We start from the raw sequence: 20,752 nt of genomic DNA on the forward strand, positions 1-20,752 counted from the left end.
AAATAGATTTAAACAGATTTATTGTGACTACTTTAAAGCTTAATCTGATTTAATTTGAGTGAGACAATGATTTTTTTAATCTGTGGCTTCAACGTTTATAACTATTCTCCTGATTTTTTTCTGCGATTAATCTTTTACATTCTTCCAGCAGCTGTTTTCTCAAAATCGATAGTTCTCTTTCTTTGGTCAGAGCCGAATTTTTTGCATTTGAGGTTACGATTTCTGTTTTGATAACAAGTTCTCTTATTTCGATTGGCATAATGATTTACATAAAAAGTTTATCAAATTTGGTATCTTTAGAAATGTCAAAATAGGTGTAAGCGAGCTCAATAGATTCTATCGCAATATTGCTTTCCTGAGAATTTAAGTCGGAAACCGAATACTTTACGGGATAGGCGTTATTAAAAGCCCATTGCATACAAACTACACCAGAGGCATTGAGGAGTTTTAAAATTACATTTTTAGGTTGTATAGGGTTTGATAATCCTTGGTCGATGCAGTTGGCACACCAATTGATCAACTGAGATCCTGCGGGTACCATTGCTCTTTTAAGCACTAAGTTCTGACTGTTAGAAATGGTTGGGAGGCGATATTTAAATCTATTTTCACCCCCGCAAACAATTTCTTCTACACTTAATTCTTTAGAAATTCCTGATACCTCTTTGAAAGCCGCATCTACACCTGCAAATGAAAGTGTAAAATAAAAGCTGACAGGATAATCGTTACTTACCGCCATTTTTAATGATTAGTTGTTCGTGTGCGATTTCTATAGTGTCTACAGCAACTTCATTGCCATCAGATTTTAAATCCGTGCTGGTAATTTTGGTTGGCCAGGCATTATTTAAAGTCCATTGCATAGTTACGTCGCCTTTTTCATCTAATAATTTTATTAGAACGGTTCTTCTTTTAATCGTATTCATTACGACTTGCTGATGCCAATCCCAAAAAGTATTGTCATTTACAAAGATGCCGCGCTTCATCGTGACATTTCCGTATTTAGTAATGCCAGGCATTTTTTCTACAGAAAAAAGCGGACTGTTACTTTTGCGGTATTCTATAATTTGATTTTCAACATCCATTCCAGTAACTTCCTGAAAAGCTACTTTTGTTAATTCTGTTCCAAGATCTACTTCGAATCTAAACTTTGGCATGGGCCATGTTGCGCCTTGTACGCTTCCGTCATCTGTTGCCATATTATTTTATTTTAAATTAAAATTTGCTTAATTGAGAGTATTTATTTGATTAACTAGAAGTTGCCATTTGCTGTTGAAATGTCAGAACGATAAATTCGGCAGGATGAACAACAGCAACTTTTACCGTTACATTCATGTGACCGTTTAAAAGATCATCTGCAGTCATTGTCGAACCCAATCCGCAGGCTACAGAAAAAGCTTCTGAAGCACTTGCTCCTTGCAAACCTCCTTGTTTCCAAATAGAACTAAGAAAACTACTGATCATAGAGATTACAGCTTCCCAAGTGTTTTTATCATTAGGCTGGAAAACATAGGCCTGAGCTGCAAGTTTACAAGACTGTTCTAAGAATATCATTGTTCTTCTCACTGGGATATATCTCCAGTCCTGACTATTTCCATCAAGTGTTCTTGATCCCCAGATTAATATGCCTAAACCGTTAAAAGTTCTAATCGCATTAATTGATTTCCCAGAAACAGCATCAACGTTTAAATTGGCCTGCTGGCTTTCTGAAAGAGAAATCGGTAACGATGCTGCTCCTACAATAGAAGTGTTTGCAGGTGCTTCCCACGGACCAACAGCATTGTCTACGGTCGTAATAACTCCAGCCATAGCGCCGCTTGGAGGAAGAATATTAGCATCGGCAACAATATGCTTGATCATTAGAGAGTAAGTCTGGCTCGCAATAAGTAGTGCGTTGTGATTTTGTGTAACAGTTAAAGTACTTGATGGACTTTGAATGTTTGCTATAATCGTGGCAACGGCTGGGTTAGGAGAACTTGGAGGATTAAGGATGGCTTCTAGCTGTTTTAGATCTCCGCCAAATAAATTAGTGTAATCAATATCAGAAGTTTGCATTATTGTAGTTCCTATAAAAGGATAATAAGCCATTCCGTAGTTTAACCCAACAGAGCCTGTGTTCATTCTGAAGTTTGTAATGTCCTCTGTATACAAAATAGGATCGGGAGCATCACCGCCAATAATGTCAAACAAGCACATTGCTGTCTGCATTTGTGTAGCCTGAAGAAGCATTGACTGCATAAGAGTTCCGTTGTTTTCTACACTTAATAAAGTGGCTTCTGGACAAATGTACATTGTTGGTTCTTGTTCATTTAGCAATAACGAAAGACCTTTAGTCAAATCATTGAGCTGTACATTTGGATTTACCACTGGAACGCCAGGTGTTCCCGGCTTTTGTGACTGAGGACCATAACTTCCGACAGAAACAATATAGGCATCTCCACCGCCATTTTCATAAAAAAGCCTTACGTTATTATATAAATAATAAACCGTATTAGGATCTGGAACTATTGAATAATAAGTTCCGGCAATCAGCATGTAATCTCCCTTTTGAGGCTGACTTTTTTCGGCTACCAGATAGTATTCAGGATTATATTGTTTAGACGGACTTGCTGGTGCAGGTGGATCCGGTAAACAGAAGAAAGCCTGAAAATCAGCAAAAGATGTGATTTTTACTGGCACATTCGTATACGATTTTCCTTCGTATGCGGCTTGTGGTGTGTACCCTATAAATGCTGGTATTGCTGTAGCAACTCCAACAACAGAATTGGGAAAAGCATTTAATTCTTGAATGTAAACACCAGGAGTTTGAATGGTAGATAAATTCATTGATTTTAGTTTTTAGTGTTCATTGATTTTAGTTTTTTATAAATAGATATACATTGGCGACGCAACTTTATTTTGGTCGTTATTCTCGATTATTCCTATTCGTGAAACATCTGGGCTGGGTAGCCCTTTTATAATTACTTTGGCTCTGGTATTGTCTTGATTTGATGCTGAAATGCTTATTAAATCAAATTTATATTTAGGTTTTTCACTAAGTGTGATATAAGTTTTGTTTGAAGTAAATAATAATGCCGATTCTCCAGTTTGAATAGTTACTTTTTGTGGTCCATCGAACTGTATGTTTTCTTTTTGAGTAATCGAAAGATTATCCAAGGGTACAGCATTTCTATTGATAAAATAATATTGCCATTGTGTGGCTCTTGCGGTAAAGTTTATTTCAAAGAATATAGTATCGGCAGTATTTCGATCTTTTAAAATATCATCAAAATAAATCTTTAAATGACCAAAATAATTTGATGCAGCTTTACTCTGCAAGGTTTGATTCAGTACTATTTTACCATCAGTATTGAGGTTTTTTGAATCCTGGGTCGAATAAGTAATGATTCCAATCCAATTGATAGGCAAATTGCTAAAAAGTATAAAATAAGGATTACTGCATCTAATATCAAATTCAAAATAATTTTGCTGCGTCGTTTTAAAGATATAATCTAATAAATCTGAGAGTGATGATTTTGTATTGGAATATAAATCAAACCCATTTGAAATAGGGTTGATTTTAAACCCAAATTTTTTCAATGTTCTATCAGTTTTATGATTTGGAGCAAAATGAAGACAATTGCATCTTCCATTATCAAAAAAAGTATGATATGCAGCAGTACGAAAAACTTTTATATAATTACTCTGTATCATTTGACAATATTATTACTGGTATTTTTTACAGACGGAATGATTTCCATAATTTCGTGTGCTTGAACTTTTATTAGTTTCATTTTGTAAATAATAGAAGGCTGATATTTTGCCCCCATTGCTGTCCACAAACTATGCATCTGATGGTAAGAGATCTTTTCGTATTCAAATTCTAATCTCGTCAAACCCTCTGGAATAGAAGAGGAGGAAGAAGCATCAATGTAATTATTAATTTGAAAGAAAAGAATTACGGCATCCAGAAATTTTAAAGATTCTATGTAATCTTCAAAATTGCTGCTAATGAGTAAATCTATATTGTATTTTTCTGTTGGATTGAAATTAGAATAATTCCCATTCTCTAATTTTTGATTTCTGATGTAAAAAGGCTGATTGGTTTCTTTTTCAATATTGATAAGAGATAATACGACTTTGTTCTGATTTGATTTTGGCAGCGCACTATTGGGTTCAATGAGATAATTCAAAGAAGTTTTTTCTTCCGTTAAGCTAAAACGGTGTTTCAAAAACTGTCCTAATAATTTATTCGTAAATTGAAGTGCCTGATTTATCATTGTATCTAACTCTTAAATTAATTTAAGTATGACCACTAGTGAATTAGCTATTACTAATTGTAAAAGTAACTGAGAATTAGTTTTGTACGAAAAATTCGCAATATACTTTTCGTAGACAAAATCAAAAACTATTATTTGTTTCTGTAGACAAAATGTAGACAGATTTTTTTTTGTCTATGCTTTGTTACAGATTGATTTTTTTAGGTTAAAATTTATTGTATAGCGTATAGAAAAATATCCTTAAAAATAGGAGTATAGTTAAAGTTTTGAAAAGAACTTCAAAAGATTTTACAAGCATTTTTTTGTTGCTTTAGAACACAACAAAGTATACGTTGTGATAGAAATGAGAAAATAAGGTTTAAGAAACGGTTCTTAGGTATGAAATGATATCGTCTTCCTTTTTAAGAGTTAATTTCTTTTTTAGACGATACTTATGGGTTCGAACACTTTCTTGATTGATGCCAAGAAGATTGGTAATGTCATTGTTGCTCATATTCATTTTAATGTAGCAGCAGTATTTTAAATCTCTAGAGCTTAACGAAGGATGTTTTTTGGCAAGAGCCAGAAGAAAATTTGGATTTGATTGTTCAAAATAGATTTTAAAATCATCCCAAAGTTTATTATCGTTGGCAACTGTTTTGATAGAATTTACAATCGACATCAATTCGATTCTTGTTGCGTCATCAACGTTGGGGTAGAGATAAGAAATTCGCTCTTTAATTTTTAAGAGAACCTCAACTTTTTGATCAAGTTCCATTACATAATGGCTGAGTTTATCGGGATCATTCTTTTGAAGAGCAACTTCTACAAATGATGATGTAAGTTTATTTTTAGATTCTGTTTTTTTTAGAAGAAAGATAGAACGTATTCTATAAATTAAAAAATCAGTATTCTTAATCTGATTAAAAGGATAGGTGAATACAATGTTTTGTTTTGACCAGCACAATGATTCACATTCATAGTTTTGAGTCAAATATAAAATTGGAGTATCCCTTTTGTTAGAAGGAAAATAGGTGTCATTTAAAACAAGCTGATTTTGTTTAAAACCTAATATTACTAAATCAGGGCTTAAAGAATTTATAGTATTTTTTAAATCAACTCCTCTGGAAACTGAAACTGTAGAAAATGTATAGTCAGATACTATAGATATTGCGTTTAATATCATAGTCAATATTGTGATATCATCACATCCGATTACTATAGATTTTTTTTCGAGCATTTTGGGGCTATTAGTTGCTTTTTTGCATGTGTATTAAGTTCTAACACTGCATAAGAAATGAAAAATAGATAATAACTTCTTTATATTATTATGGCTTGTAGATATTATCTGTAAATTTATTCAATATATAGGAATATTACTATAGGTAATAGTACCTATTTTTGAGGTAATAAGTTAAAAAAAGCTGTGAATATAATTATTCACAGCTTTTTTATCTTCATTTTATTATCCTTGATTGCACAATTCTTTAATTTGTAAAAGAACATAGTTTTATAGAGCTTCTTTACTGCATAGCAATTCTTAATTTCAATCCATAAGAAACCAATCTCATATCTTTTGATAGACCTGAATTAAAAACGCTGTTGTAATTAAAAACTACAGGTAATTCAGGATTGTATTGTACTAAATTTTTTGCGTCTTTGTCCTTATAAATATTATTCAGTCCATAATCAAAATAAACGCCAATGTATAGTGCATTATTTTTTCCAATAGATTGCTTTAAACCTGTTTCAAAAGTAGCAGAATAAGATACATCTGTTTTAAGATCCTGTTTTGGAGTCTGAACATTATTGACATTTTCAAAGCCGGCAAAAGCAGGACCAAATAATTCTACATTATACTGAGGATAATAGCCGCTTGTTGTGAGATTTCCCATTGTCGATTCAAAACTACCACTTGCTGCAAAACCAATTTTAGCACCAGCAGCAACATACAATTTTGAAGTCCCTTCGGTTTCAAACTGAATTCCGATAGGAATATTAATATAACCAAGCTTTTGTTCTTCTCTAAGATTGGTTACTTTATATCGAAACTCAAAAGACTCATTTTCTGCATCAACTGCATTATACTGACTCGCAATATTGCCAAATTTTGAACCAGAACTATACGTTTGATATTCTACGCCAATGCCAATACTAATACCTTCATTTAAGTAATAAGAATAACGCAGACCAGCGTTCAATCCGTTTCCCGGGACATACTCGCTGCCAGAAGATTTTATAAATGAAAATGGACCGCCCAGTGAAATCGAAAATTCTTGTTTCTTATCTTGGCCAAAGCTATTAAACCCAGTAGAAATAATTATCACAATTATAGCAAATGCTTTTATATATTTTTTCATTTGAAGATGTTATTATGCCGGTACTAGATAAAAAGTACCGGCAGGTTTTTTATTTTACAATTACTTTGAAAGATTTTTGAACATTTGGTGTTTCAAGAACTACAAGCAGCATGTTTCCTTCACTTGTTTCTGGTAATTGAATTTCAGTTTTTACAGAAGAAGACTGAACAGTTTTAATTAATTGTCCTGTTACAGAGTATAGTGTGATGTGCATTTTTTCTAATTCTTCTTTAGGAAGATCAGCTTCGACAGTAATTACTTTTCCTGTGTTAATTGGATTAGGATAAAGTTTAGCTTGGAATGAATTGGTTAACGTAATCTGAGCTGAACAAGTCTGTAAAACCTTTCCGTCTTTAGTAGTCAGTTTTGCCATATAATTCGCAGAAGGATCTAATAAGTTTCCTAATGCATCTCCAGCTGAATAGTATTGTCCAGTTCCAACCAATTGCCCATTTTTAAACCATTCGTAGGCAGTAAATTCGTAACCTCCATTTGTCTGCGGATTGTTATTGATAATTAAAGTATTATTGAATTTTACTTTTACGATATCAAAGAATGCAAATGGTTTTTGTACAGTAATAGTATAAACAGCAGAAGTGCTTCCATCTTCAGATGTAATATTTACATTTTGGTTATAAATTCCCGGTTTAGGAGTTTGAATTGTAAAATTAGCTGAAGGTGTTATAGTTGCATTTGACTGATTTACTATAGAAATGTTCGGATTAGTTTCTCCACACTCTAATATATGATTAATTACTTTTGCTGGGTTTTCAAATATTTTTTCTCCTATAGTAATTCTTTGAACATCAATGTTGTTATTCAATATTACTAGTAGTTGAGAAACATCTGGAGCAGGAAGAAAATTAGTATTTCCAACTTGATGAGCAGTAACTAAGATTTCGCCAGATCTCACCATTGTAACTTGGCCTGCCGCTGTAACAGTTGCTGCTGCTTGAGGTGAATCAAAAGTATAAGAATAGGTTACAGGTAAGTTTGAACTTGATGTAGCACTTAAATTGAAGATGTTATTAGCTCCAAGTGTTTTTACTGGAATTGCAGCAAAAGTAATCTGTTGTGCTGCTTTTTTGATAACAAGGTCAGCTGTAAGAACTATTGGAGTACAGTTTGGTGATGTTAGTGCTGGTGTTATAGTTGCTGTAACTGTATAAGTTCCCGCATTCACAGATCCATTATTTGATGAATAATTTACCGATGCTCCAGCAGGCAGATTAGCTACCTGAATAGAATGTGCGTTTCCGTTATAAGTAAATTCTGCGTTGTTGAATGTTATTGCATTAAGCGGAGACACTAATACTTTTACCGTTTGAAGCTGTGTTGTCGTATTCCCGTTTCCATCATCATATTTCCAATTAATTACATATGTACCAGGAGTACTATAGCTTAATGGATCAACTGTGGTTCCATTTATTGTTCCTGCACAATTATCAACAGCGGTTGGAATTGTAATTTGCGATGATAGTACAGAACAGTAATTGCTAATTTCAGGTAATACTGCCACGTTTGGTACTGGTGCAGTTACATCTAGAGTAGTTCCTATAGTTACTGTTTTTGTAAGGAAACATGAATTAGCGTCGGTAATTGTTACGGTATATGTTCCCGCTGCCAGACCTGTTGCTGTTGCCGCATTTCCTCCAGAAGGAGCCCAAGAATAAGTGTAAGTTCCAGTTCCTCCAGTTGCTGTTACTGTAGCAGTTCCGTCATTTGCACCATTACAAGAAACATCAGTTTGAGTTGTTGTTGCGTTAAGTACTGCTGGTTGTGTAATAGTAACAGCTGCAGTAGTAGTACATAAATTTGCATCTGTAATTGTTACAGTATAGGTCCCGGCAGCTAAACCTGTTGCTGTTGCAGCAGTTCCGCCAGAAGGAGACCAAGAATAAGCATAAGCACCAGTTCCACCTGTTACGACAACATTCGCAGAGCCATTTGTGCCTCCATTACAAGAAACATTAGTTTGAGATGTAGTAGCTGCAATTGCTGCTGGTTGTGTAATAGTAAAACTCTGAGTAGTCTGGCATAAATTAGCGTCTGTAACTGTTACAGTATATGTTCCAGCAGCGAGTCCTGTTGCTGTTGCTGCATTTCCTCCAGATGGAGCCCAAGAGTAAGTATACCCCCCAGTTCCACCTGTTACGACAACACTTGCAGATCCTGTTACTGCACCATTACATAATAGATTAGTCTGTGAAGGTGTAATACTAATATCAGTAGGTTGTGTGATTGTAAAGTTTTTTACAATAGAACATCCGTTAGAAGCTGTAATAGTTACGGAATAATTTCCGGCAGTTAAACCAGTTGCTGTATCGGTATTTCCTCCAAGAGGAGCCCATACATAAGTAAATGGGCCTGGAGCACCACTAGGAATTACAGTTGCAGTCGCAGTATTAGATCCATTACATAAAACATTAGATTGAGATGTTGCAGCAACTAAAGTATTGGTTGTATTAATAGTAAAGTTTTTAGTTATTGAACACCCGTTTGCATCGGTAATTATGACACTATAGTTTCCAGCATTTAAGGCTGTTGAAATTGGTGTTGTAACGCCATTTGACCATAAGTAAGTATACGGTGTAGTACCACCGCTAACATTTACTGCAGCCTGACCACCTGTTGAACAAGTTGCATTTATCTGGCTTGTTGTAGCTGCTAAAACTGATGGTTGCATGATAGTAAAAGTTTTAGTTAAGGTACATCCGTTATTATCTGTAATTAAACAGCTGTAGTTTCCAGCAGTAAGACCAGTAGCTGTAGCAGCTGTTCCTCCAGTTGGAGACCATAAGTATGTATAGTTTGTTGTTCCTCCAGAAGCAACTACGGTTGCTGTACCAGTTGCACCTCCGTTACAAAGAACATTAGTTTGTGATGTAGTGGCAGTTAAAGCACTTGGCTGGTCTATTGTTATATTCACAGTATAAACGCATGTATTAGCATCTTGGACAAGAACAGTGTAATTTCCGGCAGCTAATCCACTTGCTGTTGCAGCTGATCCTCCGGTTGGAGTCCATGTATAAGTATATGGTGAAGTTGCTCCTGTTGCAGTTATCGTTGCAGTACCATTGGTTCCTCCGTTGCAAGAAACATCTGTTTTTGTATATGTTGCAGAGAATGCCGCAGGTGATCCAATTGTTATGTTTTTAACCAGTGTACATCCGTTAGCATCTGTAATTGTACAAGTATAATTTCCTGCAGGTCTTCCGGTAATAGTTGCGCTAGTACCTCCAAGCGGCGCCCACGCATAAGTATAACTAGGTGTACCGCCTGATACTGTTACGCTAGCAGTACCATTGCTTCCTCCAAAACAACTTACACCTGTAGAAGCTGTGGTTGCTGCTAAAATTGTAGGTTGTGTAATAGTAAAACTCTGAGTAGTCTGGCATAAATTAGCATCTTTAACAGTTACCGTATAAGTTCCGGCAGTTAATCCAGATGCTGTGGCGGCAGTTCCACCAGAAGGCGCCCAAGAATAAGTATAAGCTCCGGTACCACCTGTAACTGAAACTGTTGCAGATCCTGTTGCACCACCATTACAAGCAATATTAGTTTGAGCAAGTGGTGAGGCAACTAATGCTGTTGGCTCCGTAATAGTAAAACTTTGCGTAGTCTGGCATGTATTTGCATCTGTAACTGTCACAGTATATGTTCCCGCAGTAAGTCCTGTTGCTGTTGCCGCAGTTCCTCCAGAAGGTGCCCATGAGTAGGTATAAGATCCAGTTCCTCCTGTAACACTAACAGTTGCAGATCCTGTTGGACTGCTATTACATAAAATATTGGTTTGCGCAGATGCCGTAGCAACTAAAGCTGCAGGCTGGCCAACAACAATACCGCTAATTGTTTTAGAACAAGCATTGGCATCAGTAATGGTAACACTATAAGTTCCCGCTGCAAGACCAGTGGCTGTAGCAGCAGTTCCTCCTGTTGGTGCCCAAGAATAGGTATAGTTAGGTGTTCCACCGCTTGCTACTACACTTGCAGTACCATTTGATCCTCCATTACATGAAACTGATGTTGTAGATGGTGTTCCATCTAAAACTGCTGGTTGTGTTATTATAATATTATTTACAGTTCTGGTACAAGTATTTGCATCAGTAACTGTTACGCTGTAAGTACCAGCTGTTAGGCCTGTTATGCTTTGTGTCGTAGCTCCGTTGCTCCATAAGTAAGTATACGGGCTGGTTCCTCCTGATGCAGTTACAGAAGCAGTACCATTAGCTCCTCCGTTACAGGAAACATTTGTTAAGGAAGGCGATGCATTTAATACAGGCGGTTGTGTTACCATAATATTGTTTATGGTTCTGCTGCATGCATTTGCATCGGTAATAGTTACGCTGTAAATGCCTGCAAGTAGGCCTGTTATGGTTTGTGTTGTACCTCCATTACTCCATAAGTAAGAATACGAGCTCGTTCCTCCTGTTGGAGTGATAGTAGCAGTACCATTTGCTCCCCCGTTACAGGAAACGTTTGTTGAAGAAGGAGTACCGTTAAGTACAGCGGCTGGCTGGCCAACAGCAATACCACTTACAGTAGCAGTACAACCTTTAGAATCAGTAATGGTAACACTGTAAGTTCCCGCTGTAAGACCAGTAGCTGTAGCAGCAGTTCCACCAGAAGGTGCCCAAGAATAGGTATAGCCAGATGTTCCGCCATTTGCTACTACAGTTGCAGTACCATTCGATCCCCCGTTGCACGAAACATTTGTAGAAGAAGCAGTTCCTGAAAGTGCAGCAGCAGGTCCTCCTACAACAATACCATTTATTGTTTGAGTACAAGCATTAGCATCAGTTATGGTAACACTGTAAGTTCCAGCAGTAAGACCCGTTGCTGTAGCAGCAGTTCCTCCAGAAGGTGCCCAAGAATAGGTATAGCTGGGTGTTCCACCACTTGCTACTACAGTTGCAGTACCATTTGAACCTCCAAAACAGGAAACAGGAGTAGAAGAAGTTGTTCCGCTTATTACACTTGTTGGTTGTGTTACTTGAATATTATTCACTGTTTTGGAACAAGAATTGGCATCTGTAACAGTTACACTATATGTTCCGGCTGTAAGGCCTGTTATTGCAGCTGTTGTTGCACCAGTATTCCATAAATAGCTGTAGCCTCCAGCACCTCCAGATGCTGATATCGCAGCAACACCATTTGCACCTCCATTACATGCTACGCTTGTAGTAGAAGGTGTAGCATTTAATACGCTTGGTTGCGTTATAGTGGCAGATCTTGTGATTTGTGTTCCTTCACCATCAGTGACGGTTACGGTATATACTCCAACAGCAAGACCAGTTGCGGTTGGATTTGTTCCTCCAGATGGTGCCCATGAATAAGCATAAGGGGTTGTGCCTCCGCTTACAGCAATTGTAGCGGTACCATTATTTCCTCCGTTACAACTTACATTTGTTTTAGCGATTGTTGCCGGAGCGCTTAATGCAGCTCCTGTAGTAAAATTAAGTTCAGTTCCATAACTGGTTCCGCCGGTATTGGTAGCATACGCCCTAAAATAAATAGTTGTTGCAGCAGGAAGTCCTGTTACAACACTACTAAATAACCCTGTTCCGGTTCCTATTTGAAATTTATTATTAGCAATAGTTGGGTTGATTGTTGTAGCCCATACAATTCCTCTTTCTATGGTTGCATCACCACCATCAGCAGTAACATTACCTCCAAGTGTTGCAGAAACAGATTTAATAGTTGTTGCCACAGTAGAAGTTACGGTTGGTGCCACAGCAAGCGTAATACTAGGTGCAGGATAGTTTGTTGGAATTGTTGGAGTAATACCTAAATCATTTGTATTATGATGCGCCCAGTTTGCAGGATTATTTATGCTGGCTAATATTTCAGCTTTTGAACCTGTTAAAGTACCAGTATATTTACTGTTAGGAATTTCTGGCCCTGGTGCAGGAAATAAAGAAATACAGTTTACACCATTTGTTAAGCCTGGAGGCAAACTGCTTTCGGCTCCTAATGCTGGTACAGTAGCTAAATTCCAAGTGGTTACCGGATCATAATTTGTTGCATTATAATCGCCATGTATACCAGCAATAAATGTTGGAGATGCCGGTTCAGGAAAACCTGTTGGAGATTGATAAGCAAGGATTTGGTCTCCAGCAAAAAGATTGAAGTTTGTACCCTGCGCAATTGTTACAGAGGCTTGAGTTGTACCTGTTACAGTAAAAATATCTGCAGCTGTTTCAACTATTGATATGATAGTTCCTACAGGTGTAAGTGTCGGTACATTCCACAATAAATGTGTTTCTGTACTGTTGGCCCAAACTCCGTTGCCCCATCCTTTTTCTGTAAAATATATAGCGGTTCCTGCTGGTATTTCTTTTAAAGTAATAAACGAGAAACCATCTCCGTTTGGTGATCCCGTTTGATATCCCACAAAGGCGATATCACCGGGCACTAAAGTTTGAGCTTTTGCATTTTGATGTACAAAGAATGTACACAAGAGCATAATAAATAAGAGTAGTTTTTTTTTCATAATACGAGATTTAGATTAGTGACATAGATAAGCATTGTGCCAGCCACTTTGATGATCAGGCTTTTTTAGTGAACTTAAAGCTTTAATAAAATGTCCGTCATTTACAAATGTTTCAATTTTTCTAAAGCTTATATTATTGAGAGAATTCACATTTAATTCATAGATGTAATGATTAAATGTTGTTCTGTTTGTATCCTTATCGAATTTTATAATTCCTCGTGGTCCTTCGATATGTAAATGATCTGTTTCTTCTATTAAAGACTTGACACTTAGGTTTTTTGCATTTAGCATGATGTTCTTTAGTATAAGTCCGTTTTCATATCCAAGAATTGCAAAATAAGTTGGATTTTCTGAATAGGAGTTTTGATACAGTTCGTTAAACTCTGAAGTATCTGTATCATTTTGCATCCAGCTGCTTACTACATAAAGATCGTTCTGGTTATTCTTGTACTCGTCTAAAATTTTGTCATTGATAAAAAAGGGAGTTACATAGAAAGGATATTGTTGTGCAATTTTATTTTGGCTTATAAAATCTGCATTTTCTTCAGCATATAAACCACTATAAAAAGCAAAAACAACTTCAGGCTTTTGTTCGTTAATAATTTTTGACATATAAAGTGCCTCATCTTCTCTGGGCTGAAAAGGCGTAATGTAATGTCCTGAAAAATTGTCTTGTTTGTTGAATGCATATTCTATTGCAGACAACAGGCCGTAACCTGAATCATAAAAAGAAGTTGAGGTTGCTATTTTTTCATATTTTTTACTTGTAAAATAACGGCCTAAATGATAACATGATTCAGCTAATCCAAAAGAATTAATATAAACTCCTTTATAAGCTGGTGTTTCATAAGGCAATGTTGCTCCAAGATCAGCAGCTAATAATAAAATATCATTTTTTGAAGTGTAGTTATAAACTTCTGACATATTTTTATGACCAAAAAAACCAATGATAATCGAGATGTCTTCCTGAAAATTCAGTTTTTGTATTTTGTCAATTATCATTTTTTCGTCTGCACCAATACCAATACTTTCTACAAAAAATTTTGCATTTAGATTATTAAGTTTTAACCCTCGCATAAAATCCTTGTCTATTGTGGGATACTGTTTTGACTTTGGAATTAAAACTCCTATTTTAATGTCGTTATCCATAAATTGAGATTAAAAAAATAGAGGCAGTAAATGCCTCTATTTTTATTGTTTTGTTAGTTGCGAGTAGGAAAAACTCCTTGTAATGAAATACACATGTTTACAGCAAGATATGGATTACGGATGCTGAATGGAATAGTGCTTCCTGCTATTGCGGTATTACCGCCTAGAACTGCAGTTGCACCAATTCCTCCAATTTTAGATACTCCAGTCCCTGGTTCACTATAGATGTTTGCCGTTTGGCCTCCAGAAGCAAGAGAATTATTTCCATTGTCAGTTTCATTAGAAACTGTTCCTCCTGTAATTGAATTTGCAGTTAACGTTACAGCTACAGTTCCACCTGTAAGAGCGTGAACGTGAGCAGGCATATTGCTTTGTAATAATGTAATGTTTTCAACACCAGCATTTTGTCCTATTACAACATTACTTAAACCAGGACCTTGTCCAAAGTGTATAGGACTGCGCCCTCTCAAGTCAGGAAGATTAAAAGTAGTTGTTCCATTTCCTCCATAAGTTGTTCCAAGCAAGGCAAATAAAGTTTGATTTTGAGTAATTCCCATAGCTTGACCGTTACAAAATGCCCAGCCGACAGGATTGAAATTGAATGCAAAAAGATGGATTTCTCCAATGTAAACTTCAATCATAATTATTTTAATTTTAAAGGTTAATGATAGTTTTAGTTTTATTATAAGACTTAAGAATACTTTTAAAAAAAATGACAAATAATCCTTTTCTTACGGTTTTGCTAAGGTATTACATGTAAGTGTTTTTAAATCAGGTATTTTTACGTGTTTTTTTATTTTGTCGGAAAAATTAGTATTTTGTCGATAAAAGAGGGATGAGACAAACTATTTTTTAAAAATGTTTATCAAGAACGATGAAAACAGTTTTATACGTTAAGAAATTAAAAACGATTAAAGTTAAGTTTTGACATTATCCACATTAAAAATTGTTTATAAATGCTGATATGGCAAGTAGGATAGAAGAATTTTAGCTATCTAAATCTATCAATAGAAAGATATTGTGTCTTTTTATAATAATAAGATTGATTCTCTTTTACTTTTGAATCAAACGTTTTCTTCTTAGATAATGCATTCAAAAGGATTAAGATATTATTCCTCATTATAACTGACGAAAGGACGACGTAGTGAACTATAATACAAATTGTAAATGAACAATTTAGTATCAAAAATTACGATAAAGTAAGAGAGGAAAAAAAATATCCAGAGGGATTTAGAACAATCTTTCAGTTTCGATTAAATTCCTGATAAAGAGACTTTTTAAATTTATTATTTCAAACAGATTATTTCTCGTGAAAAATTGAACAGTAAATCAGATTGTAAAAGTGTGATGAATGGATATTTATTCAGATAAAAAAAAAGAGATAACTACTTATTAGTTATCTCTTTAAAGAGTTATATTTAGAAAATTTAAAAAATTGTAAGTTCAAATTGTTATCAATAAATACAGAGATTATTTGTGGAATTATCTGCATCAAAATTTATTGATGATAAGTTTTGTGGTTAAATAGGATTAATTTCTCATCTAAGAAACTATTTGATAATCTTAACCTTTTCGCTGTATCGAATTGGCGCTTCAGGATTTTCATCTGGATGACCAAGAGCTACATTGATCGTAACTTCATATCCTTCTGGAATATTTAATAGTTTAAGAATGTCTTCATTTTCAGGAAGATTCAATACAGGCACCAGAGAACCAATAGGGCAGGTACCCAGATCAAGAGCATTGGCGCTGAGTAATATATTTTGTAATGCAAGACCTGCGTCAAGTTTGGTGTAGTTGCTTCCCTTTTCCCCTGCCATTACAATTAAGGTTGGGGCATGATGAAAAATACTGAAACCTTCTTCTCGGTAACGAGATGCACTTCCTTGAAGTTCTTTGCCTTGTGCAAATGCAAGAAATCTTTTATTGATTTCCTCCAGGATTTTTTGATTCTGAACTACACGAATTTCCCATGTCTGTTTGTTGAGCGCGCTTGGTGCATATATTGCACATTTCATTATTGTATCAAGCTGCTGCTGTGTAACCTGCTGGGTTGTATATTTTCTAATAGATCTCCGTTTTAAAATATTACTGACAATAGCTTCTCTTGAACTGCCCTGAAAAACGATACGTTCAATCTTGGGTTCACTGCATCCATAAAGCAGAACGGCCGCTATTGCGGACACAAATAATTTTTTCATGTTTTTACTCTTAAATTGCATTGTTAATTTTTTTTGAAAAGGAAAAGTTGAATTTAGTGATGAGGTATAATAGGTATAGGAAGACAACATATTGAATAAGTTCATAATAATAGAGGCTAAGAACTGCAAAGGTTGCTCCTAAAATTTTAATAGTAAGATTGAAAACTGGCTCAATTTTTTGTTTCCAGTCGGTGGGATCTCCCCATGCTGAAGGACGAAACTGTATGCTGATTTGATGTGAAAAAGCATTGAGAAGGAGAATAGAGTAGGACATATATTCGAACTCTACACCGCCTTTGATTAATATAAAAATTACCAGACCTGTCATCATGCCATAATACAGTTTGCCGTTTGGAGTTGCAGGGCTTGAAGGCATATCGGTTGCCATAAATATAGTGCCAAGTAGGATGCCTGCCACAGAATAACGAAGCTGTTCACCTCCGGGAAACCAGAGCAAAAGTGTAAAAACAGCAAGTAGTCCAAAAGGGATGTGCCAGCTAATCCTGTTACGTATTAACAAATAGAATCCGCCCAGAACTATAAAAAGAATCGAATATTCGCCCACTGCACCAGAAGTTTTGTAAAGTATTGTACTTAAATATTCTCCCATAACCGAATGATCCGTAATCTGAAAAAGCTGATCGGGTGTTGTTTTTACAAGCCCTTTGATTTTCCATATATCAGAAGATGTCATGACCGAAGAAAAAAAGACACTCATAAATTCTCTGCCAACCAATGCGGGATTAAAAGTGTTTTTGCCAAGACCTCCCCACAATATTTTCCCAAATAAAATAGCGGCTACAGCGCCGAAAGCTACAATATGCAATGGAACCAGCGGTGAGAGTGTAAGTACCAACAGTAACGCAGTAACCAAAGCGGAACCATCTAGTATAGTCTTGTATTTTTTTAAGAGAAAAGCTGAGAATAGAAATTCTGCAATAAACGCTGCTGTTATGGCAGTTATGAACTGCATCATTACCAAACTGCCATAAGCAAGACAAGCAATAACTACTAATGGCAGCAATGCCAGTACAACGTCAAGCATCACCATTTGGGTGCCATTGAATTTAGGTTTTATAAAAGGTGCTGTTTTCATTGTAGTGTTTTTTTTGCCGATGCTGACAATTTGATTTTACCTTCAAAAATATTTTCCATTAGTGCTACATTGCTTGGACATATATAAGCACACGCACCGCATTCAATACAATCCTGCAAGTTAAAAGTGCGAAGGGTTTTAAGATCATTGTCAATATTATGCCTTACGAATTCCAGAGGCATCAGCTTCTGTGGACAAACATCAATACAGAGACCACATTTAATACAGTTGTTTTCTGTTGATTTCAGTTTTTTCAGCAGCAGCAGACCGCCAGAACCTTTTTCTATTGGCTGTAAGGGCGAATCAATGCTTTTTCCCATCATGGCACCACCCATAACAACTGTCTGTTTTTCGGGATTCCATTGGTTGTTAGTCAGATTTAAAATATGGCCAACTGGAGTGCCTATTTTTACCCTGAAAATTCCAGTTTCGGATGTACTGTTTCCAGAAACGGTAACAATACGGTCTATCATAGGACGTGATTTGAAAACGGCGTTGTAAACCGCCCGTAATGTTCCGATGTTATTGACCAGAATACCATGCTGTGATGGAATAGTTCCTTTTCGGAGTTCTAGTTTTGTGATAGATTTAATAAGCTGCAATTCGCCTCCCTGTGGATAAGTATCAGGAAGAATCTTAACTCTTATGTCTAATTGTATTTTCTGCGCATTTTCTAAAAGATGAGATTTGAGGGATTTATTATGTTTTTCGATGCCAAAAACTATTTCAGCAGCACCAAGGACATGTTTCAAAACTTTAGCAGCCTGCAAAAGCTCAGAGGTTTCATATTTCATCAGTGCAGTATCGCTGCTTAAATAAGGTTCACATTCGGCACCATTAAAAATCAGGGTATTGATTTTTTCTCTGGCTACATTATATTTTAAATGTGTAGGGAATTGTGATCCTCCAGCTCCTTTAATACCACAATTTAGCAGTATTTCCTGCAATACTTCGAGATTTATTTCTGATGGATCAAAATGAGGAGCAGGAAGTGTCGTTTCTTTAAAATCGTTTATCAGATGTACAACGGCTTTGTTTCTAATAAAAGTAAAAGCATTAATGATTCCTGAAACAGGCGCGTGTATTTTTGCGCCGGCAGTATTAGAGGCTGTTGCAAGTACCTGATATTTTTTTACAGTTTCTCCAATTTTTACAACAGGTTCCATCGAGCCTTTGTAACCTGACAACGGTATATAAAAATCGATCGGATCTGCAATAGAGGAGATTTGTTTCTTCTTAGTCTCTTTCTTTAACGAAGGTATTGAAAGCATTCTGTCAGTGTTTTTTTATTGTCGTTGTCTATTATAAAATAATCAAAATCGAAATGTTTTTTCAATTCGGCAGTAACCTCATCAAGCATTGCAGCGGGAACTGTAAAAAGCGCAGTAGAAAGGATGTCTCCTAAAAAGGCATTTTTTGTGAGAACTCCCGTTTGTGCGGTTTCAGCAGGATATCCAGTTATGCAATTCAGAATGTGACCATATTTTTTTCCGCCAATTATCAAATGATTATCTACGTTTCCCGAAAGACTGAAAGTCTGAGAATTAATTTCTAACCCAGTTTTAAATTCATCTTTATTAAAAGCATCTGGAACGTTAATTTTCCAAGACGGATGATCAGCATCATTCAATGCTGAAATAGTACTGCCTCCCGCATTTATTATGGCATCTGTAATTCCTTGTTTTTTAAGAAATTCAATAGTTTTGTCAACTGCAAAAGCTTTTATAAAAGAACCAGTAATAATTTCCTGATTCGTATTTATTTTAACGTTCAGGCCGTCCGTAAGGATTGTTCTAAAATTAACTTTTTCAAGCGCAGATTTTAGTTCATTACTTTTCGGGAGCTTATGACTATTTTCTTTATAAAATCCCCAGAGTTTCAGCAGAGGCATACAGGTAATATCATAATGCCCTTTGGTAATAACCGAAACCTTATGAATTGTCCTGATCATCTCAATACAATCTTGATCAACAGTAACCCAGCTTCCTCTCTTCTCATTAATGATGCTGAAATAGGAACCAGATACATACGAATTATACTTTCGGTCTATTTCTTCAAGGATTTCAAAGGATTTCTCCAAAAGCTGTTCACCAAATGCTATTGGAATTTTAATCTTACAATTGCAATGAAAAATTCTTCGTGTCTGAGCCAAATATTGTTTAGGAACTTTCTGAAGCATTTTCGTCATCGTTTGTTTCCACTACAGTTTTGGTTTTATTTTTCAGAGCCTTAAAATTGATACTGCCAGTATATATAGTCTGAAAATATAATGCATTATTTTTCCATACACGTTTAACAGAATCATATTCCAGTTTCTGAACTTCGAATTTTTGAGAAAAAGCTTCTTGTGCTTCTTTTCGTAATTTTAGAGCTTCTTTTTTGTCTTCTGCTTCCTTTAAAAGGCTTTCCCAGAAACTGCGTTGCCCGAAAAGCAACAATAGAATTCCCAGAACATAAAGTGCAATATATTTCGTTTTTATTTTAATCATTTTTATGGAAAAGTTACAATAATAGGGGCTTTTCAAAAATAAAACTCCTCTATTGAAAAGAAGTAAAATCAATGTTTCATTGAATTTATCAATGATGAATTGAATTGGTCATCGATCTATTGGTGCAGACTTTAAGTTTTATTAAGAAATAAACAGTATTAAATAAAATATTTTATTTGATGTGGCAGTAAAAAGTTCTTTTATCTAATATATTTTACTTTCTCATTGTTATCGTATTGGAGCTTCGGGATTTTCGTCCGGATATCCTAACGCAAGTGTTATTGCTATTTCATACTCCGAAGGAATATGGAATAAACTAATTAAATTAGCGTTGCTATTATGGTTTAGAAAAGGTACAATTCTTCCCGGAGGGCAGGTGCCAAGATTATGAGCATGTGCTACGAGTATAATATTCTGTAATAAAAAACCACATTCTAGTAAAGTAGGTAATGTTCCGGTGCTATTTAGCGCTCTTGTAATAAGAATCAAAACAGAAAGCTAAGTTAAAATCTATTTAAGCTAGCTGAAATAGATTTTAACTTAGCTTTCTGTAACATTTTTAAAGGTAACTCCATTTTTTTTAGTACTCTGTACAACTCCAAATTCATCATTACTTAAGTTCTTTAAAGAATAATTATCTGTTTTTTTAATTATAACATTACGTAACAGATTAATTATCTTTAAAAACGAATGTAAAAAGAATAATTATCTGATTTTTTTTGTAAATAAAAA

The 20,752-nt window shown here is 35.4% G+C and carries 17 protein-coding genes; all 17 read right to left on the reverse strand.

The window, feature by feature from the left end:
• Positions 1–88 precede the first annotated feature (88 nt).
• A complete protein-coding gene (locus tag P2W65_RS17010) occupies positions 89–259 on the reverse strand; it encodes a DUF5908 family protein (RefSeq protein WP_289659402.1) in 171 nt (56 codons plus the stop codon).
• A 6-nt stretch (positions 260–265) separates the two neighbouring features.
• Positions 266–736, reverse strand: a complete 471-nt coding sequence (locus tag P2W65_RS17015; RefSeq protein WP_289659404.1) for a phage tail protein — start codon at positions 734–736, stop codon at positions 266–268.
• Positions 723–1,193 carry a phage tail protein gene (locus P2W65_RS17020; RefSeq protein WP_289659406.1) on the reverse strand — a complete coding sequence of 157 codons (471 nt, stop codon included), beginning with the start codon at positions 1,191–1,193 and terminating at the stop codon, positions 723–725. The genes P2W65_RS17015 and P2W65_RS17020 overlap by 14 nt, the downstream gene beginning before the upstream one ends.
• 49 nt (positions 1,194–1,242) lie before the next feature.
• The gene (locus P2W65_RS17025; RefSeq protein WP_289659408.1) at positions 1,243–2,820 is read right to left on the reverse strand and encodes a phage tail sheath family protein; all 1,578 of its coding nucleotides are present in this window, start codon (positions 2,818–2,820) and stop codon (positions 1,243–1,245) included.
• Between the two features lie 36 nt (positions 2,821–2,856).
• Positions 2,857–3,687, reverse strand: a complete 831-nt coding sequence (locus P2W65_RS17030; protein ID WP_289659410.1) for a hypothetical protein — start codon at positions 3,685–3,687, stop codon at positions 2,857–2,859.
• On the reverse strand, positions 3,684–4,253 hold the full coding sequence (locus P2W65_RS17035) for a Pvc16 family protein (protein ID WP_289659412.1): 570 nt from the start codon (positions 4,251–4,253) through the stop codon (positions 3,684–3,686). The genes P2W65_RS17030 and P2W65_RS17035 overlap by 4 nt, the downstream gene beginning before the upstream one ends.
• Positions 4,254–4,611: 358 nt before the next feature.
• Positions 4,612–5,472, reverse strand: a complete 861-nt coding sequence (locus tag P2W65_RS17040; protein WP_289659414.1) for a helix-turn-helix transcriptional regulator — start codon at positions 5,470–5,472, stop codon at positions 4,612–4,614.
• Positions 5,473–5,755: 283 nt separating this feature from the next.
• Positions 5,756–6,592, reverse strand: coding sequence for a hypothetical protein (locus P2W65_RS17045; protein ID WP_289659416.1), 837 nt, complete (start codon positions 6,590–6,592; stop codon positions 5,756–5,758).
• Positions 6,593–6,641: 49 nt separating this feature from the next.
• Positions 6,642–13,085, reverse strand: a complete 6,444-nt coding sequence (locus P2W65_RS17050; protein WP_289659418.1) for a T9SS type A sorting domain-containing protein — start codon at positions 13,083–13,085, stop codon at positions 6,642–6,644.
• A 15-nt stretch (positions 13,086–13,100) separates the two neighbouring features.
• Positions 13,101–14,234 carry an ABC transporter substrate-binding protein gene (locus P2W65_RS17055; protein WP_289659420.1) on the reverse strand — a complete coding sequence of 378 codons (1,134 nt, stop codon included), beginning with the start codon at positions 14,232–14,234 and terminating at the stop codon, positions 13,101–13,103.
• A gap of 53 nt (positions 14,235–14,287) precedes the next feature.
• Positions 14,288–14,875, reverse strand: coding sequence for a phage tail protein (locus P2W65_RS17060; RefSeq protein WP_289659422.1), 588 nt, complete (start codon positions 14,873–14,875; stop codon positions 14,288–14,290).
• Positions 14,876–15,784: 909 nt separating this feature from the next.
• Positions 15,785–16,420: a nitroreductase family protein gene (locus tag P2W65_RS17065; protein WP_289659424.1), complete on the reverse strand. Its 636-nt coding sequence runs from the start codon at positions 16,418–16,420 to the stop codon at positions 15,785–15,787.
• Positions 16,421–16,445: 25 nt separating this feature from the next.
• On the reverse strand, positions 16,446–17,531 hold the full coding sequence (locus tag P2W65_RS17070; RefSeq protein ID WP_289659426.1) for an RnfABCDGE type electron transport complex subunit D: 1,086 nt from the start codon (positions 17,529–17,531) through the stop codon (positions 16,446–16,448).
• Positions 17,528–18,802: an electron transport complex subunit RsxC gene (gene rsxC, locus P2W65_RS17075; RefSeq protein ID WP_289659428.1), complete on the reverse strand. Its 1,275-nt coding sequence runs from the start codon at positions 18,800–18,802 to the stop codon at positions 17,528–17,530. The genes P2W65_RS17070 and rsxC overlap by 4 nt, the downstream gene beginning before the upstream one ends.
• Positions 18,781–19,710: an FAD:protein FMN transferase gene (locus tag P2W65_RS17080; protein WP_289659430.1), complete on the reverse strand. Its 930-nt coding sequence runs from the start codon at positions 19,708–19,710 to the stop codon at positions 18,781–18,783. Before P2W65_RS17080 ends, rsxC begins: the two co-directional genes overlap by 22 nt.
• Complete coding sequence (locus tag P2W65_RS17085; RefSeq protein WP_289659432.1) at positions 19,691–20,020, reverse strand: hypothetical protein; 330 nt, start codon at positions 20,018–20,020, stop codon at positions 19,691–19,693. The genes P2W65_RS17080 and P2W65_RS17085 overlap by 20 nt, the downstream gene beginning before the upstream one ends.
• Before the next feature lie 228 nt (positions 20,021–20,248).
• Entirely contained in the window at positions 20,249–20,509 is a 261-nt protein-coding gene (locus tag P2W65_RS25415) for a nitroreductase family protein (protein ID WP_353511543.1), read from the reverse strand.
• Positions 20,510–20,752 lie beyond the last annotated feature (243 nt).

The sequence above is a fragment of the Flavobacterium panacagri genome (genome assembly GCF_030378165.1).
Taxonomy (GTDB): domain Bacteria; phylum Bacteroidota; class Bacteroidia; order Flavobacteriales; family Flavobacteriaceae; genus Flavobacterium; species Flavobacterium panacagri.

Coding starts and splice junctions, on each gene's coding strand:
- P2W65_RS17010 (WP_289659402.1), bottom strand. CDS start 259: ATGCCAATCGAAATAAGAGAACTTGTTATCAAAACAGAAATCGTAACC.
- P2W65_RS17015 (WP_289659404.1), bottom strand. CDS start 736: ATGGCGGTAAGTAACGATTATCCTGTCAGCTTTTATTTTACACTTTCA.
- P2W65_RS17020 (WP_289659406.1), bottom strand. CDS start 1,193: ATGGCAACAGATGACGGAAGCGTACAAGGCGCAACATGGCCCATGCCA.
- P2W65_RS17025 (WP_289659408.1), bottom strand. CDS start 2,820: ATGAATTTATCTACCATTCAAACTCCTGGTGTTTACATTCAAGAATTA.
- P2W65_RS17030 (WP_289659410.1), bottom strand. CDS start 3,687: ATGATACAGAGTAATTATATAAAAGTTTTTCGTACTGCTGCATATCAT.
- P2W65_RS17035 (WP_289659412.1), bottom strand. CDS start 4,253: ATGATAAATCAGGCACTTCAATTTACGAATAAATTATTAGGACAGTTT.
- P2W65_RS17040 (WP_289659414.1), bottom strand. CDS start 5,472: ATGCTCGAAAAAAAATCTATAGTAATCGGATGTGATGATATCACAATA.
- P2W65_RS17045 (WP_289659416.1), bottom strand. CDS start 6,592: ATGAAAAAATATATAAAAGCATTTGCTATAATTGTGATAATTATTTCT.
- P2W65_RS17050 (WP_289659418.1), bottom strand. CDS start 13,085: ATGAAAAAAAAACTACTCTTATTTATTATGCTCTTGTGTACATTCTTT.
- P2W65_RS17055 (WP_289659420.1), bottom strand. CDS start 14,234: ATGGATAACGACATTAAAATAGGAGTTTTAATTCCAAAGTCAAAACAG.
- P2W65_RS17060 (WP_289659422.1), bottom strand. CDS start 14,875: ATGATTGAAGTTTACATTGGAGAAATCCATCTTTTTGCATTCAATTTC.
- P2W65_RS17070 (WP_289659426.1), bottom strand. CDS start 17,531: ATGAAAACAGCACCTTTTATAAAACCTAAATTCAATGGCACCCAAATG.
- rsxC (WP_289659428.1), bottom strand. CDS start 18,802: ATGCTTTCAATACCTTCGTTAAAGAAAGAGACTAAGAAGAAACAAATC.
- P2W65_RS17080 (WP_289659430.1), bottom strand. CDS start 19,710: ATGCTTCAGAAAGTTCCTAAACAATATTTGGCTCAGACACGAAGAATT.
- P2W65_RS17085 (WP_289659432.1), bottom strand. CDS start 20,020: ATGATTAAAATAAAAACGAAATATATTGCACTTTATGTTCTGGGAATT.